15 protein-coding genes are annotated in these 15,747 nt (G+C 47.9%); 3 read left to right on the top strand and 12 right to left on the bottom strand.

Annotated elements, in window-relative coordinates; all coding sequences use genetic code 11:
- Positions 1 to 4 precede the first annotated feature (4 nt).
- The 11 genes from bamD to OVA33_RS15315 form a co-directional block, all read right to left on the bottom strand.
- Positions 5 to 1,207 (bottom strand): bacillomycin D biosynthesis malonyl-CoA transacylase BamD, encoded by a 1,203-nt coding sequence (gene bamD, locus OVA33_RS15365; RefSeq protein WP_017417904.1) that lies wholly within the window; start codon positions 1,205 to 1,207, stop codon positions 5 to 7.
- 559 nt (positions 1,208 to 1,766) lie between these two features.
- Positions 1,767 to 2,552, bottom strand: a complete 786-nt coding sequence (locus tag OVA33_RS15360) for a 3-hydroxybutyrate dehydrogenase (protein WP_014418050.1) — start codon at positions 2,550 to 2,552, stop codon at positions 1,767 to 1,769.
- A 12-nt stretch (positions 2,553 to 2,564) separates the two neighbouring features.
- On the bottom strand, positions 2,565 to 3,227 hold the full coding sequence (locus OVA33_RS15355; RefSeq protein ID WP_007410136.1) for a CoA transferase subunit B: 663 nt from the start codon (positions 3,225 to 3,227) through the stop codon (positions 2,565 to 2,567).
- 17 nt (positions 3,228 to 3,244) lie between these two features.
- Positions 3,245 to 3,946: a CoA transferase subunit A gene (locus OVA33_RS15350; protein ID WP_017417905.1), complete on the bottom strand. Its 702-nt coding sequence runs from the start codon at positions 3,944 to 3,946 to the stop codon at positions 3,245 to 3,247.
- A gap of 24 nt (positions 3,947 to 3,970) precedes the next feature.
- On the bottom strand, positions 3,971 to 5,416 hold the full coding sequence (locus tag OVA33_RS15345; RefSeq protein WP_017417906.1) for a GntP family permease: 1,446 nt from the start codon (positions 5,414 to 5,416) through the stop codon (positions 3,971 to 3,973).
- Between the two features lie 304 nt (positions 5,417 to 5,720).
- Entirely contained in the window at positions 5,721 to 6,917 is a 1,197-nt protein-coding gene (locus OVA33_RS15340) for a cytochrome P450 (RefSeq protein ID WP_017417907.1), read from the bottom strand.
- A 1-nt stretch (position 6,918) separates the two neighbouring features.
- On the bottom strand, positions 6,919 to 7,938 hold the full coding sequence (bioB, locus tag OVA33_RS15335; protein WP_017417908.1) for a biotin synthase BioB: 1,020 nt from the start codon (positions 7,936 to 7,938) through the stop codon (positions 6,919 to 6,921).
- A gap of 2 nt (positions 7,939 to 7,940) precedes the next feature.
- A complete protein-coding gene (gene bioD / locus OVA33_RS15330) occupies positions 7,941 to 8,642 on the bottom strand; it encodes a dethiobiotin synthase (RefSeq protein ID WP_025650125.1) in 702 nt (233 codons plus the stop codon).
- Positions 8,639 to 9,799, bottom strand: a complete 1,161-nt coding sequence (gene bioF / locus OVA33_RS15325) for an 8-amino-7-oxononanoate synthase (RefSeq protein WP_017417910.1) — start codon at positions 9,797 to 9,799, stop codon at positions 8,639 to 8,641. Before bioF ends, bioD begins: the two co-directional genes overlap by 4 nt.
- Positions 9,789 to 11,135 (bottom strand): adenosylmethionine--8-amino-7-oxononanoate transaminase, encoded by a 1,347-nt coding sequence (gene bioA / locus OVA33_RS15320; protein WP_017417911.1) that lies wholly within the window; start codon positions 11,133 to 11,135, stop codon positions 9,789 to 9,791. Before bioA ends, bioF begins: the two co-directional genes overlap by 11 nt.
- Positions 11,135 to 11,902, bottom strand: coding sequence for a 6-carboxyhexanoate--CoA ligase (locus OVA33_RS15315; RefSeq protein ID WP_014418059.1), 768 nt, complete (start codon positions 11,900 to 11,902; stop codon positions 11,135 to 11,137). Before OVA33_RS15315 ends, bioA begins: the two co-directional genes overlap by 1 nt.
- Positions 11,903 to 12,179: 277 nt before the next feature.
- Between OVA33_RS15315 and OVA33_RS15310 the strand changes: the two genes are divergently transcribed.
- The 3 genes from OVA33_RS15310 (at position 12,180) to OVA33_RS15300 (ending at position 14,152) form a co-directional block, all read left to right on the top strand.
- On the top strand, positions 12,180 to 12,587 hold the full coding sequence (locus tag OVA33_RS15310) for a GtrA family protein (protein ID WP_025650124.1): 408 nt from the start codon (positions 12,180 to 12,182) through the stop codon (positions 12,585 to 12,587).
- Positions 12,588 to 12,593: 6 nt separating this feature from the next.
- Entirely contained in the window at positions 12,594 to 13,487 is an 894-nt protein-coding gene (galU, locus tag OVA33_RS15305; RefSeq protein WP_063636654.1) for a UTP--glucose-1-phosphate uridylyltransferase GalU, read from the top strand.
- A 74-nt stretch (positions 13,488 to 13,561) separates the two neighbouring features.
- Positions 13,562 to 14,152 carry an undecaprenyl phosphate transporter UptA gene (locus tag OVA33_RS15300; RefSeq protein WP_007410125.1) on the top strand — a complete coding sequence of 197 codons (591 nt, stop codon included), beginning with the start codon at positions 13,562 to 13,564 and terminating at the stop codon, positions 14,150 to 14,152.
- 55 nt (positions 14,153 to 14,207) lie between these two features.
- Here the strand turns inward: OVA33_RS15300 and OVA33_RS15295 are convergent, their stop codons facing one another.
- Complete coding sequence (locus OVA33_RS15295) at positions 14,208 to 15,737, bottom strand: acyl-CoA carboxylase subunit beta (RefSeq protein WP_017417914.1); 1,530 nt, start codon at positions 15,735 to 15,737, stop codon at positions 14,208 to 14,210.
- Between the last annotated feature and the right edge of the window lie 10 nt (positions 15,738 to 15,747).

The raw sequence follows: 15,747 nt of genomic DNA, 5'->3' as shown, positions 1-15,747 counted from the left end.
CGCTTTATTTTAAAATCCGCAATTCTTCCCAAGCCGGAAGCTGTTTAGCTTCACAAATTAATTTGCATAAATGGATCGAATGTTCGAGTTCTTGTTCTGAAAGCACGTCTTCATGCCTTTTCATTCTCTCTTTCAGCTCTTGGATTTGCGTAAATAATGGCGTCGTCATATTGGAATAAGCCGCTGAATCCTTGTTGTAATTTCGCGCAATGACGGATTGAATCATCAATTTATTCAGTTGTTTTTTGCGTAAATGGACAATATGTTTCTTTCTTTCCGCTGGATTGGAAAGCGGGGGAACATCAGATGTCTGTCCTAAGGGATAAGGTACAATGTGATTCGTTGTTTTTCTCAGCAGACCGGATAAGACATTGTTCGGACCCATTTCGATGACTTCTGTGATTCTATGTAAAAGCAAGTAATGCATCGATTCTGTCCATCTAACCGGCATCGTCATGTGCTGCTTGAGATGTTCGCTGATCGAATTTCCGCTGCTGTAAGGGCGCGCGGTGACATTTGAAATGATCGGCCATGCGGCATCTCGGAAGGAATAGCGGTGTAAAACAGTCTGGAATTGTTCGGAGGCTGATCGTATCATCGAACTGTGAAAAGGCGCACTGACATTCAAATAAGTGTATGCCGCACCCTTTTCCTCCGCCATCTTGATGACACGTTCCACAGCTTGCCGGTGTCCGGAAATCACATGCTGCTGTTCTGAATTCATGCAGGCTACACCTGCCGGAAAGTCTTCCGTCGATACTTTCGAACATATTTCCTGCAACGTTTGGAGAGAGAGCTGTGTCACGGCGGCCATCGTCCCCTGCTGCTGGGGATCCGCATTTTGCATAAGAATTCCCCGCTCCCTTACAAGTGTAACGGCATCCTGAAAAGAAAGGGCGCCGGCACAGACAAGCGCTGAATATTCGCCTAAGCTATGGCCTGCCAGGAAGCGGGGCTCCACCCCTATTTCCTGCATATACACTTGAAAAGCAATCACACTGACCGTTAAAATAGCGGGCTGCGCGTTCATTGTCTTTGTCAATTCATTCATATCTCCGTTAAAACACAGTTTTTTTACATCCAAGGAGATCGCATCGCTCGCTTCTTCAAACAATCTCTTTGCGAGCACAAAATCATTCCAAAATTGTTTGCCCATTCCTACAAATTGAGACCCTTGTCCAGGAAATAAAAAGGCAAGATTGTTCATGAGATTCCTCCGATCATATTGAACAGGGGATACAATATCCTACAAAATATCCCTTTATCTAACATCCTAGCATGATTATAACAAATGTGTATAGAATACTTTCGGAGGAGTTATTGTTCGTTTTCACAAACGAATTAGATATATTTATTCATAAAATAAAACATGGGGGTTTCGCCGAAAATCAGTCTTAAAGAGAGATGATGAAAGCCGGGGTGGAGCCTGTTACCGGCTCTTCTTCACTTAGAACGCGCTCTTTATGTTTCATATGTTTTAGGGCTATCGGCATAATTGTGTCAGAAATTACATATTTTCTGTTTATTGTAAAAATTCATTTGTATATCTGTGAAGGATTGTAAACTGATTGCGCTTAATTATAAATGTGGTGCAAGAGATGGATCTGGATGGGGAAAATCCGCAAGGACGAAATACGCCGCAGAACATGCGAATGACCCTGCCCGGATACCGATTGACGCAGTAAATCGGCCTATTGAGTGAACAAGGTTTTCAGGCATAAAAAAACAGCCGTTCAGAGCGGCTGTTTTTTTAAAAAGTATAAGAACTATTGAGCGGTATACCCGCCGTCCATGACTACGGCCTGACCTGTGACCCCTTTTGCTTTGTCGCTGGCCAAAAATACGGCGTAATCAGCGATTTCCTTCACTGACAGCAGCCGTTTTTGGGGAACGAGCGGAAAGATGACGTCCTCAAGCACCCGTTCGTACGGTACATTCCTTGTTGCGGAAATGTCCTTTAACTGATTGCGGACAAGCTGAGTGTCCACATATCCCGGACAAAGCGCATTGACGGTAATGCCGTCAGCCGCGCCTTCAAGTGCGCCGACTTTCGTTAAACCGATGACGCCGTGCTTGGCGCTGTTATATGCCGCTTTCCCGTGAAAACCGATCAATCCGTTGACAGACGCCATATTAATGATTCGACCGAATTGCTGTTTTTTCATAATGGGGAATGCATGCTTCATTGCGATAAATGGCGCAGTCAGCATGAGACGAATGAGCCGTTCAAACTGTTCGGTGGGAAATTCCTCGATGGGCGCGACATGCTGAATGCCCGCATTATTCACAAGGATATCGAGACGTCCGAATTGTTTCTCGACCGTCTGCAGCATGTCAGCCACTTGTTTTTCATTTGTTACATCGCATGTGATGCTGACTGCTTCACAGCCTTCATCTTTCAGTCTTGCCGCCGCTTCTTTCCCCGCTTGTTCGTTTACATCAGAGATGATGACGGCTGCTCCTTCACGGGCGAATTCTTTTGCGATTTCAAGCCCGATTCCTCCGGCTGCTCCTGTTACAACGGCTGTTTTTTCAATAAGCAATGAATGCATGACGGCACCTCCTCATTTTGGTCTGACCCCGTTTTTTAACGACTGGCTGACAGTAAAATGACCTTCTGTTTTCTCAAAGACCTCCTCCATTGTTACACCTTCCTGCAGTTCGGTGAGCGTCATACGGCCATCATGAAAATCGAATACAGCCAAATCTGTGATCAGCCGATCGACCACCTGCCTGCCGGTTAAAGGCAGCGTACATTCCGTTCTCACTTTAGATTCCCCATATTTATTCACGTGCTCCATAATGACAATAATCCGTTTTGCTCCGTGGACCAAGTCCATGGCGCCGCCCATTCCTTTGATCATTTTTCCTGGGATCATCCAGTTCGCCAAATCTCCCCGTTCGGACACTTCCATCCCGCCGAGGATCGCTACATCAATGTGGCCGCCGCGAATCATGGCAAAGGATTCGGCACTGTCAAAATACGAGGCTCCCTTTACCTCGGTAATGGTTTCTTTTCCCGCATTGATCAGATCGGGGTCCTCCGTTCCTTCCGCCGGATAAGGCCCGATCCCGAGCAAGCCGTTTTCAGACTGAAGCAGGACGTTATAATCATTCGGTATCTCATTGGCTACAAGCGTCGGCATCCCTATCCCCAAGTTCACATTCATTCCGTCCTTAATTTCCTTTACAGCCCGTTTGATCATTCGTTTTCTGCTATCTCTCATTCTGTCAGCCTCCTTTATCATGCTTGCCGGACGGTGCGGCGTTCAATCCGTTTTTCATGAATCCCGCCGTGCAGCACGTGCTGCACAAAAATACCCGGCGTATGAATTTGATCCGGATCAAGCTCTCCGGCATCGACGATTTCTTCAGCCTCTGCAATCGTCACTTTGCCTGCCATTGCAGCGAGCGGATTGAAATTTCTCGCCGTCTTTCTGAACATCAGGTTGCCCAGAGGATCGGCTTTCCAGGCCTTTACGATGGCGGCGTTCCCTGTAATCCCTTTCTCCAGAAGATAGGTGCGCCCGTCAAATGTCTTATGTTCTTTTCCCTCGGCTACTGATGTTCCGACGCCCGCAGGTGTGTAAAACGCCGGAATGCCCGCCCCTCCCGCGCGAATTCTTTCTGCGAGCGTTCCTTGGGGCACCAATTCGACTTCCAGCTCCCCGCTTAAAAACTGCCGTTCAAAGGTTTTGTTTTCTCCCACATAGGATGCGACCATTTTTTTGATCTGCCGGTTTGCAAGCAAGAGGCCTAACCCCCAATCATCAACACCGCAGTTATTACTGACAACGGTCAAGTTTTTTACGCCGCTGTCCCTGATCGCGAGAATTAATTGTTCCGGAATGCCGCACAGGCCGAAGCCTCCTGCGATGAGGGTGTCTCCGTCCTTGATCAGTGCAGCAGCATCTTGATAAGAGTCCATCACTTTTCCTTTTCCCATATTCGTTTCCCCTTTCTGTTTTGGCTACACAAGGCCCGTCAGACTGTAAATGGCGATGATGACAAACACAGCGGCTGTTTTAATGACGGTTATGGCAAAGATATCCCTATAGGATTGGCGGTGGGTCAACCCGGTGACCGCGAGCAGCGTAATGACGGCGCCATTATGCGGAAGAGTGTCCATCCCGCCGGAGGCCATCGATATCACCCGGTGCATGACCTCCGGCGGGATGTGGAATGTATTGATTGCTTCTGTATACGCTGCTGACATCGTGCTTAAAGCGATGCCCATTCCTCCTGATGCCGATCCTGTAATCCCGGCAAGCGCAGTGGTCGTCACCGCTCCGTTGACGAGCGGATCTGTAAACGTCTGCGATATGCCGCTGCTGACCATTTTAAAGCCGGGAAGCGCCGCAATGATGCCGCCAAATCCGTATTCGGCTCCTGTATTCATCGACGCCAGCAAGGCGCCCCCGATGCCCTCATTCAGTCCTTCTTTCAAATTGAAGAGGACTTTTTTCCAATCGAACAAAATCGTTGTCATGATTCCGATGAACAGTGCGAGTTCTACTGACCAGATCGCAGTGACGGAGGAAAGGTCAATCTTCCCGAACGCTTCTAGCCCGAGCGGCGCAAAATCAAATCCGCTAGGGTACCAATGAGGGAGCCACATCGTGAAGCATTTGTTCATGACCCCCACAAGGATAAGCGGAACAAAGGCGAGAACTTGCCGCGCGGGGCTGGGTTCTGCCTCCTGCGGTAAAACAGGCGTATGTGTTTCATTAGCCAGACCTGAGGATTCCTCTGCAGCGGAAACTTCAGATTGAAATCCAGCATAGCCTTCTCCGGCATTAGCCGCTTTTTTGCGCCGGGATTCTAAATAAATCATTCCGGCCGTAAGCACAAATGCTGCACCAATCAGTCCGAGCCAGGGAGCGGCATAAATGTTTGTTTTAAAAAAAGCGGTCGGAATGACATTTTGAATTTGCGGTGTGCCGGGAAGCGCATCCATTGTAAATGTAAAGGCGCCCAATGCAATCGTACCGGGTATCAGACGCTTGGGAATATCAGCTTTAATAAATAGGTTTTTAGCAAACGGATAAATGGCAAACACCGCTACGAAGAGACTGACGCCGCTGTACGTTAAAATCGCACCCATTAAGACGATGGCGAGAATGGCTCTTTTTGCTCCCACAAGCTTGACGATTGTTTTTGCAATCGACTCGGCGAGCCCGGATATTTCAACAACCTTGCCAAAAACGGCCCCTAAAAGAAATACGGGAAAATACAGCTTAATAAATCCTACCATCTTCTCCATAAATATATTCGAGAAGAAAGGAAGTACGAAGCTTGGATCTGTCAGGAGCACGGCAAACAGCGCACAAATCGGGGCGAATAAAATGACTGAAAAGCCCCGGTAAGCCGCAAACATCAGCATGCCTAATGCCAATAAAATAATAACAATGTCCACAAATCCCCCTCTTTTCTGCTTAATATTAGTAAGCGCTTACAAAAAATCGAGAAAATAAAGCAAAAAACATGCCGGTTTTGCACAGTTTCTAAGGCTGAAAAAATGTGCATCATGATGAATGTTCCGTTTTGGCGAAAGAAAGGGAGACTCTTGCTGTATTAGATTGATTGGCTGAGCAGTGAGTTTTTTTAGGGATAGTGAGATGGATCAGAGAGGATTTTTGCTTTATAAATATGTATTCTTTTTTCTTTCATTTATTTCCTGCAAGAGGAACCGATAAAATCCGGCCCTCCTGCATGGTCATTCAGCCAATGACAACCGGGAGCTCTTTGAGCGACCTAAAACCAATGAGCTTGCGGTATTCAAGGCGGTGTGCAGCCAGCCGAAGCTTAGGCATCCGCTCAAACAGTGTGAGAATTGCAATTTGTGCTTCGATGCGCGCTAATGAGGAGCCTATGCAAAAATGGGCGTTCCTTCCGAATGCAAGATGCGGATTCGGTTTTCTTTGGATATCCATTTTGTGAGGTTGATCGAATATGCTTGGATCGCGATTGGCTGCCCCTAAAAGGATATATACCTGCTCTCCTTTTTTTATGGTCTTCCCATTTATTTCGCAGTCTTCTGAGGCGGTGCGTGCCGTCAGCTGCGCGGGGCTGTCGTAGCGCAGACATTCCTCAACTGCAGTTTCAATAAGCGAGGGGTTTTCTCTCAGTGCGCTAAGCTGTTCAGGGTGTTTCAATAAAGTAAACACACCGTTGCTTATGAGGTTTACCGTCGTCTCGTGTCCGGCTATGACAAGTAAGATACATGTCGCGAGCACTTCCTCTTTTGAAAGCTGTTCCTCCATAATAAACCTGCTGATCAAGTCTTGTTGAGGGTGCGCTTCCCGCTTGTGAATCAAATCTCTGAAATATGACGTCAGCCTGCCTGCGGTGTCGCTTGCTCTGACTAACGTCTTTCTTGATCGGGTAAGATCAATGGCCTGAATGACGTCTGCCGTCCATTGTCTGAATTGATATCTCTCCTCTTTCGGCACTCCGAGTATCTCCGCAATGATAAGGCTTGCCAATGGAAAGGCAAACTCTGAAACAAGGTCCGCGGTTTTTTTGATTTGGACTTGATCCAACAAGTCATGAACCGTTTCTTTTATACAAGGGCGAAGTGATTCCGCCGTCTTTGCGGTAAATTCTTTACCGATAAGCATCCGCATCCGCTTATGGTCTGATTGATTTTTAAATAACAGCATATCGTGCTGGATATGCGATAGATTTTGATATTTCGTTGAAGCTTCCGGAAGAGGAATGCGGTTTTTAAACCGAATGTCTTTCAGAATCGCTGCCGCTTCTTTGTACCCGGTGACATACCAGCCCGGATATTTTAATACGGTTCCTTTATAAACAGGATCAATGGATCGCAGTTTGTCATAAAACGGGTAAGGGTCATTCCAAAAATCCGAATCCGCATGAAGAGACGGATGTGCAATCGATAGGCCCGCCGTCATCTTATACCTCCGTATTGCAGGCGGATTGCAGGCCGGCTTTCATTTCTTCAACGGATTCGACTTCAAAACCTAAATCATGGAGCATTTGATGATCCTCTGTTTCTTGCTGCCCTGCTGTCGTTAAGTAATCTCCGACGAAAATCGAATTTGCGGCATAAAGTCCCAGCGGCTGCAGCGAACGAAGGTTGACTTCCCGGCCTCCTGAGATACGGATTTCTTTTGACGGATTGATAAAACGGAATAAGGCGAGCACTTTCAGGCAATACACCGGATGTAATTCGCTTACCCCTTCTAACGGAGTTCCGTCAATCGCATGCAGAAAATTAACCGGGATGCTGTCGGCGTCAAGCGCTTTTAAGCTGTTCGCCATATCAATGACGTCCTGTTTCGTCTCTTTCATGCCGACGATGACACCAGAACAAGGTGACATCCCTGATTGTTTCGCCGTTTCCACTGTGTTGACCCTGTCGTCATACGTGTGGGAGGTCGTAATGTTTGAGTGATTCCTTTGTGATGTATTGATGTTATGATTGTACCGGTCTACTCCTGCTTGTTTCAGCCGCTCTGCCTGTTCGGGCTTCAGCAGACCAAGGCATGCGCAGATTTTCAAACCGTACGTTTCTTTAATTTCTTTGACAGCATCAACAACTTGATCTACTTCTCTGTTCGACGGTCCCCGCCCGCTGGCGACGATACAGTATGTCCCTATATTCAGGTCGTGGGCGCGTTTTGCCCCCTTCAGCAATATATGCTTATCCACCATCCGATAAGACTCGATCGGCGCTTTTGATATTGAAGATTGTGAACAGTACCCGCAATTTTCCGGACACAGGCCTGATTTTGCATTCATAATCATATTCAGCTTTACTTTTTTTCCGTAAAATCGTTTTCTGATATGAAAAGCGGCATGCATCAGCAATAAAAGATCCTCATCAGGACAATTTAAAATGGCCAGCGCTTCTTGATCCGTTACTTCCGCCCCGTCCAGCACTCTCTCTGCAAGATCCATCCATTGATTCATGTTTATCTCCCCATTTGTGTCAGATTCATGAAAGAGGAAACATCTATATGTTTCTCAATCATGTGTTGAATGTTTTCCGGTGAAACGTGTTCCAGCTTCGGTGTGATTCCCAAAATCGGAACTTTGCATAATGTTTCAATCATGCTCGGATTTGTCTTTTCGTCCAGCCCCGGCCTGCTCCTTACGCCGTTGATAATAATGCCGAGAACCTCTATCCCCATGTTTTTCGCATATTCAACGGTTAAATATGTGTGGTTGATGGTTCCGAGATCAGGCCTGGCGACAATCACTGCCGGCAATTCCAAGGCTTTTATCAGATCACTGACTAAGTAATTTTCACCAAGCGGGACGGAAATGCCGCCTGCCCCCTCGACGATGAAACACTCATGACGATTTTTGATCTTACTCCAGTGGGCCATGACTTCATCCATGCTCACGGATTTCCCCTCAAGCATGGCGGCCGTGTACGGCGCAAGCGGCTCTTTCCATTCAAATGGCGTAATTTCTTCATGAGACAGTGCGGTTTGTGACATGTCTTTCAACAGCGAGGTGTCACTTTCCGGATGAGTCCGCGGCACGCCGCTTAAAAACGGCTTAAACACTCCGATATCCGCCTGTTTCTGCCGGAATGCCGCGGCAAGTCCGCAAGAAACGATGGTTTTTCCGACGCCGGTATCTGTTCCTGTGACAAAAAAACTTCTCATTTGTTTATATTCAGCTCTTTTCTAATGGAATCAAATGCTTCTGTCAGCTCGTCTATGTCCTGTAAGCTGCGATCCGCCGTAACGGTCAGCCTGATTCTGCTTTCGCCTTCCGGAACGGCGGGCGGGCGGATGGCCGGGGCGCAGATTCCCTTTTTCTCCAGCAGCGCAGCGGCTGAAACCGCTGTTTTTGCATCACCGATGATAACGGGGATAATCGGTGTATCTCCGCCTCTTACGGTAAAGCCCATATCGGCCAGACGCGTTTTTATCGTTTTGACAGACGACTGCAGCTCACGGCGCGTATCGTGCATATCTGATATGATGTCAAGTGCCGTATGCGAAGCTGCACAAATTGACGGCGGGAGGGCCGTCTGAAAAATAAACGTCCGCGCCTGATTCAGCAAAAAATCAATGAAAATGTTTGATCCCGCGGCAAAACCGCCTTCCGTTCCTACAGCTTTGCTTAATGTGCCGATGACAACATCAGGACAAACACCGAAATAGTCACTGGTTCCTCCGCCGTTTTCCCCGAGTACACCGGTTGCATGCGCGTCATCTGCTATCACAAATGCCTGGTACTGCTTTGCAAGCGCCATTATGCGGTCAAGAGGCGCGATGGTGCCGTCCATGCTGAAGACGCCGTCTGTGACGATAAAGCGGCGGTTCCGAGCCTGGACGGAGGCAAGTTTTTTCTCAAGATCAGCCATATCAATATGGCGGTACACGATGGTTTCCGCTTTTGATAAACGGCAGCCGTCAACAATGCTCGCATGGTTCAGTTGATCGCTTAAAATGACATCGCCTTTTTGAGGCAGTGAGGCAAGCACGCCGATATTCGCCAAGTAACCGCTTGAAAACAATAAAGCCGCTTCCGTCTGTTTAAAGTCCGCGATTGTTTGTTCAAGTTTTTCGTGCCACACAGTATTTCCTGTCGTTAACCGTGAGCCGCCGCTTCCCGCTCCGAACCGGCTCAGCGCCGTTTGCGCAGCTGTGATCAGCCGCTCATCTTTTGACAGGCCTAAATAGTCATTGGATGCCCAGGTCTGCCGCTTTTGCCCCTTGGTTTTGAGAGCGGTTTCCTGTGTTCGCAGCGTCCGATACAGCCCGTCTCTTTTCACCGCATCGAGCCTTTTGAGGAGCCATCCGTCAAAATCCACGGCCGGTCACCTCGGCTATCGCTTCTTTCATAATGGAGATCATGGCTTGTAACTGATCGGTTGTGCTGGCAAGCGGCGGCAGAAAGGCGATGACGTCTCCGAGCGGCCGTGTCAGCATACCAAGCTCTCTCATTTTCAAGGACACCTTGTATCCCATCCGCTTTTCAGGCGGATAAGGCTGTTTTGTCCCCTTATCCTGCACAAGCTCTATGCCGCACATGAAACCGAGCTGGCGGACATCGCCGACATGGGGAAGCTGCTTCAGATCATGAAGAAATTCCGCTGCCGTTTTTGATTTTTCGGCGACTCGTTCAACGATGCGTTCTGATTCGAATAATCGCAGATTTTCAATTGCCGCGGCACAGCCAAGCTGATTTCCTGTATAGGAATGGCCGTGGAAAAATGTTTTCATTTTGTCGTAGTCATCGTAGAAGGCTTCATAAATGGCTTCTGTGGCAAACGTCACAGCGATCGGCAAATAGCCTCCCGTAATGCCTTTCCCTGCCGCCATCAAGTCCGGCTGGACATTTTCATGCTCACAGGCAAACATTTTTCCGGTGCGGCCGAACCCCGTCGCCACTTCGTCAACGATCATTAACACATCATATGCCGTACACAGCTTTCGTACGCCTGCCAGAAAGCCTTCAGGCATGACGATCATCCCGGATGCGCCTTGCACCATCGATTCAATCGTAAGTGCGGCAATCTCTTCGTGGTGCTTTGCAAGCAGCTGTTCGAGCGCGTGAAGGCATTCATCCCGGCACTGTACGGGGGCGCCGCTTTCAGATCTGTATACATACGGAATCGGGGCTTTGTAGCTTTCAAACATCAGCGGGCCGTACACATGGTGGAAGAGTTCAATGGAGCCGACGCTGACGGCTCCGATCGTATCGCCGTGATAGCCGTTCTGCATAGAAATAAACGTCTGTTTCTCGGGTCTCCCTATGTTTTTCCAGTATTGAAAGGCCATTTTCAGAGCGATTTCCATTGCTTCCGCTCCGCTGTCGGAGTAAAAAACGCGTGTCAGCTTTTCCGGTGTGATGCCTGTCAGCATCTCGGCAAGTTCTGTTGCGGGAACGTTCGTCATACCCAGCAAAGTCGAATGAGCGATTTTTTCAAGCTGTTTTTGAATCGCTTCATCCATTTCTTTTTTGCGGTGGCCGTGTACATTGAGCCATACTGAAGAAAAGCCGTCATAATATTCTTTGCCGCTGATGTCTTTCAGCATGATCCCGTTTCCGCTTTCAATGATTAACGGATCTTCATCGTAATCTTTCATTTGTGTGAAAGGCAGCCAAAGATGCTGTTTGCTTTTTTCAATCATTGATTGTTTCATCATTTCTCCTCCCGCTGAATGAATACAGGCTGCTTCTCCAAAAAATGGATACAGCTCTCTGTATCTATGGAGCCATCTGTAAAGAAAATCCGGCAGCCGCTTTCATCTCCGGCATTTTTCATCTTGGCAATCCGCTGATATCCCAGCTTCTTTGCGGCAACGTAGCCTGTTATGTAATCAGGATCATCCGACCAGCACAATTCAGCAATAATCCCCGGATATGCGCAAACTTTTGCCGCGATGGCATGTGCTTCTTTTATTCGTGAATTTTCCGGCATGTTGTGAGTAAAAGCCCATTTTTGAAAATCATGTGACGGCCAATCCACTCGAGATACCCGCACACCTCTATTTCCTCTGCCGTCAATGCGTTTTCCTGCCCGGATATCAAACAGGACCGCTCCTCTTGCGTCTGCATATTCCGCAATGTTTTCGTACGCTTTCTCTATCATGTGCGGGGGAATTCCCGCCTTTTGCAGAAGCTTGCGGGCGATCGCTTGTCCTTTTTCCGGCGTGTCTGTTTGATGGAAAGCAACCGGCAAAGGGCGGATCGTTTCGATCGGTTCATTAACGCTTTCAAGCTGAATCTGCATAAAATCAGGTATCCCTCTTGAGTGCGAGAAGCCTTTATGTAATAAGCCATCTACCGCTTCCTGTAAACCGCCGTAAGTGATGAGCCGTTCTCCGCCGGAAATGTGTTTTCCGCCCTGCTCATGGGGGGCGTTTCGGGAAGCTCTCATTCTGACGCTGTAATAGGTTTCTTCCCGCATATATTCCCCTCCTTTCTCTTACTTTGAAAATTAATGTTAACCAAAATAATTAAAGGTTAACACTTATACAGAATATTAGTGCCCCTCACGGAATATGTCAACCTAAACTATCAAACTGTTAACTTAATGAGTTTTGCAAAGCCTCATTACGTTTTCATGTTTTGTTCATATTTTAGTAATTGTTTATTCAACACTGTCCGTTAAAGTAATCCATATCAACAAATAGGACAGCGATCCGCATCTTACTTATGAAGGGAGGTCAAAGCCGGATGCCGTTATGCTGAAAGAAAAAGTAAAGACAGCAGGCCGTTTTTGCACTGTAGGCGTCGGAAATACGCTGATTGATTTTGGTGTCTTCTTTCTTCTCGCCGCTTGTCATGTCCCCTATCTTCCGGCGCAGATCTGCTCCTATTCGGCAGGGATCATCAACAGCTATGTATGGAACCGTAAGTGGACGTTTCGTGTAAAGCGCAAGGCTGACGGGAAAGAGATCGTGCGCTTTCTCATCATTAATCTTGCCGCGTCGGGAATCACCTTTTTGCTGCTGTACGCGTTTCAAAAAGGCGGCTGTTCGCTTTTGGTGAGTAAGCTCGCCGCCACTATCGGCGGAATGATGATGAATTTTATCGGAAACCGAATCTGGGTATTTGGAGATTCGCTGAAAAACATACAGGATCAGGAGTGAAGATGAATGAGAAAAAAAGTGAGAAAAGCGGTCATCCCCGCAGCGGGTTTAGGAACGAGATTTCTGCCGGCGACAAAGGCGCAGCCGAAAGAAATGCTGCCGATCGTCGACAAACCGGCAATCCAATATATTGTCGAAGAGGCAGCAGCGTCAGGAATTGAAGATATACTGATTATTACAGGGAGAAACAAACGCTCGATTGAAGATCATTTTGACCGGTCGGCGGAGTTGGAATTCAATCTTGAGGAAAAAGGCAAGTCAGAGACGCTGAAGGAAATGCAGCGGATTGCCGATTTGGCCAATATTCATTACATCCGTCAGAAAGAACCGCTCGGACTAGGCCATGCCGTGCTGTGTGCGGAGCATTTTATCGGAGATGAGCCTTTTGCCGTTCTATTAGGTGATGATATTATGGTATCTGACACTCCCGCTCTTTCACAGCTCATAGACGTCTATAACCAACACGGCACAGAAACGATCGGCGTACAGCCCGTCGATCCTGCTGATGTCAGCAAATATGGTATTATACAGACGGGGCGGCAGAGCGGTCATGTATACCGGGTTGAGGATCTGATTGAGAAACCGGCTGTTGAAAAGGCGCCCTCTCATATTGCCGTGATGGGCCGCTACATATTAACCCCTGCCATTTTTAAAACGCTGAAGACGATCGGAAGAGGCGCGGGCAACGAAATCCAATTGACAGACGCGCTGCGCGAAGTGTGCCGCACCCGAAACATTTATGCGCGGGAGCTTGAAGGAAGCCGGTTTGATATAGGAGATAAGTTCGGCTGTTTTAAGGCCGGCACGGAGATCGGGCTTCTGCGGGAAGAAATGAGACCGAAACTTTTAGCTTATTTAGAAGAGGTGTTAAAAAGAGAATCTGAAGAAATCGTGCGTTAAAAAATAATTTGTAACCATTTTGCTTGTCAATCAGTCATATAATTGGGTAAAAAGATAAAGAGGTTGTGAACAGTGTGGGCAATTTTATTAGTGAAATATTATCCTGGCTGACAAGTATGGGCTATTTAGGGATTGCGCTCGGATTAATGATCGAAATCATTCCGAGTGAAATCGTTCTGGCTTACGGAGGCTATATGGTGTCAGAAGGCACGATCAGCTTTATCGGCGCCATTGTCGCCGGTGTGATCGGGGGAACGATCGCGCAGTGCTTTATATACTGGATCGCCCGTTATGGGGGACGGCCGTTTTTGGACAAGTACGGCAAGTACTTACTTCTGAAAAAGCATCATGTTGATGTTGCGGAAAACTGGTTTCGCCGTTACGGCGCCGGCGTTGTGTTCTCGGCGCGGTTTATCCCGGTCGTCAGACATGCGATTTCCATCCCGGCCGGCCTTGCGAAAATGCCTCTTTCCAAGTTTGTCATATTGACGACGCTTGCCATTATTCCGTGGTCTGTCATTTTCGTTTATCTCGGGTATCAGCTCGGGGGACAGTGGAAAGACGTAGACAGCTATGCCGGAATGTATACAACTCCGATCATTATCTTGGCGCTCGTATTTATTGTTGTTTATTTTGTTGTGAAGAAAATGAGATCAAGACTGTGAAAAAAGACTGCATAAGAACGGCTGTGAGCCGGATCTATGCAGTCTTTTTTTTTATTTATACCGGGTATACGGGGTGTTTCCGGTGTGTGAATGTCAGTTGTTTGGACATGTAAGCAGTGAGGCGTTTATTGAGTTCTTCCCGCAAGGAATCAGCAGGAACAATGCCGTCAATCACCATTTCAGAGGCAAGCCGGTAAAGGTTAATGTCTTCCTTATATTCATCACGCTTTTCTTGAATAAAAGCCGGCCTTTCTTCAGGGGCCAGCTCGCTGATTTTCTTTGCGTAGACCGCATTCACCGCTGCTTCAGGACCCATTACGGCAATTTGCGCAGTCGGAAGCGCTAAACAGCAGTCCGGTTCAAAAGCAGGCCCCGCCATCGCGTATAATCCGGCACCGTAGGCTTTTCTGACGATAACGGAAAGCTTCGGAACAGTCGCTTCCGCCATTGCGGAGATCATTTTTGCGCCATGCCTGATGATGCCCGCCTGCTCAACCTTCGTTCCGATCATGAATCCGGGAATGTCTGCTAAAAACAGAAGCGGAATATGGAATGCGTCGCACAAAGCGATAAATTTTGCGGCTTTATCCGCCGAATCGAGAAATAAAACCCCGCCTTTGACACGCGGCTGATTGGCGATAATGCCGACCGGCTGTCCGTGAATCCGCGCAAGCCCCGTTATTAATTCCTGCGCAAATAACGGTTTAATCTCAAAAAATGAGTCTTCATCAATGACACGTTCAATTAAATCCATCATGTTGAACGGTGCGTTTTGATATGCCGGGATGACATCTGAGAGCGGTTTTTCAAAAGCTTTCGGGTTCTTAGATTTGTTGACGGGCGCTTTTTCAGTATAATTTGCCGGAAAGTAGCTGAGATATGTCTGCGCCATCATGATTGCTTCCTGTTCCGTCGGGGCGAGGAGATCACCGCAGCCTGATACGGAACAATGCATACGGGCGCCGCCCATTTCTTCAAGCGATACTTTCTCGCCAATCACCATTTCCGCCATACGCGGGGAGCCTAAGTACATGGATGCATTGCCTTCGACCATAATGACAATGTCGCAAAAGGCCGGAATGTAAGCGCCGCCCGCAGCGGAAGGGCCGAACAATAAACAGATTTGCGGAATGCGGCCCGACAGCTTTACTTGATTATAAAAGATGCGGCCGGCTCCCCTTCTGCCCGGGAACATGTCGACCTGATCCGTAATTCTCGCACCTGCGGAATCGACTAAGTACAAGAGCGGACACTGAAGCTTTTCCGCCGTCTCCTGAATGCGGATGATTTTTTCCACCGTTTTCGCGCCCCACGAGCCCGCCTTTACGGTTGAGTCGTTTGCCATCACACAAACGGTTCTGCCGCCGATGGTTCCGATCCCGGTAACGACCCCGTCAGCCGGCAGTCCGTCTGACATGCACTCGGCGAAAAAAGCGTCTTCAACGGATATGCCGTCATCGAATAAAAGCTTCAGCCTGTCTCTTACAAAAAGTTTTCCCTTCTTTTCGTTGCTTGCGTGATATTTCGCGGCTCCTCCCTTTTCAATCGTTTTGCTGCGTGTCTGCCGTTCTTTTTCGTAATCCATCCGAGTCCCT

This window comes from Bacillus sp. KICET-1, assembly GCF_027721405.1.
Classification (GTDB): domain Bacteria; phylum Bacillota; class Bacilli; order Bacillales; family Bacillaceae; genus Bacillus; species Bacillus velezensis.
The sequence above is the reverse complement of the archived record's forward strand: the minus strand, read 5'-3'. Positions and strand labels throughout refer to the sequence as shown.

Excerpts from the sequence above, each read along its gene's own strand:
- OVA33_RS15310 (WP_025650124.1), top strand. The coding sequence starts at position 12,180 with ATGCTGAAAGAAAAAGTAAAGACAGCAGGCCGTTTTTGCACTGTAGGC.
- OVA33_RS15340 (WP_017417907.1), bottom strand. The coding sequence starts at position 6,917 with ATGACGGCGGGCCTATCGATTGCACATCCGTCTCTTCATGCGGATTCG.
- OVA33_RS15350 (WP_017417905.1), bottom strand. The coding sequence starts at position 3,946 with ATGGGAAAAGGAAAAGTGATGGACTCTTATCAAGATGCTGCTGCACTG.
- galU (WP_063636654.1), top strand. The coding sequence starts at position 12,594 with ATGAGAAAAAAAGTGAGAAAAGCGGTCATCCCCGCAGCGGGTTTAGGA.
- bamD (WP_017417904.1), bottom strand. The coding sequence starts at position 1,207 with ATGAACAATCTTGCCTTTTTATTTCCTGGACAAGGGTCTCAATTTGTA.
- OVA33_RS15295 (WP_017417914.1), bottom strand. The coding sequence starts at position 15,737 with ATGGATTACGAAAAAGAACGGCAGACACGCAGCAAAACGATTGAAAAG.
- OVA33_RS15355 (WP_007410136.1), bottom strand. The coding sequence starts at position 3,227 with ATGAGAGATAGCAGAAAACGAATGATCAAACGGGCTGTAAAGGAAATT.
- bioD (WP_025650125.1), bottom strand. The coding sequence starts at position 8,642 with ATGAGAAGTTTTTTTGTCACAGGAACAGATACCGGCGTCGGAAAAACC.
- OVA33_RS15360 (WP_014418050.1), bottom strand. The coding sequence starts at position 2,552 with ATGCATTCATTGCTTATTGAAAAAACAGCCGTTGTAACAGGAGCAGCC.
- bioB (WP_017417908.1), bottom strand. The coding sequence starts at position 7,938 with ATGAATCAATGGATGGATCTTGCAGAGAGAGTGCTGGACGGGGCGGAA.
- bioA (WP_017417911.1), bottom strand. The coding sequence starts at position 11,135 with ATGAAACAATCAATGATTGAAAAAAGCAAACAGCATCTTTGGCTGCCT.
- OVA33_RS15315 (WP_014418059.1), bottom strand. The coding sequence starts at position 11,902 with ATGCGGGAAGAAACCTATTACAGCGTCAGAATGAGAGCTTCCCGAAAC.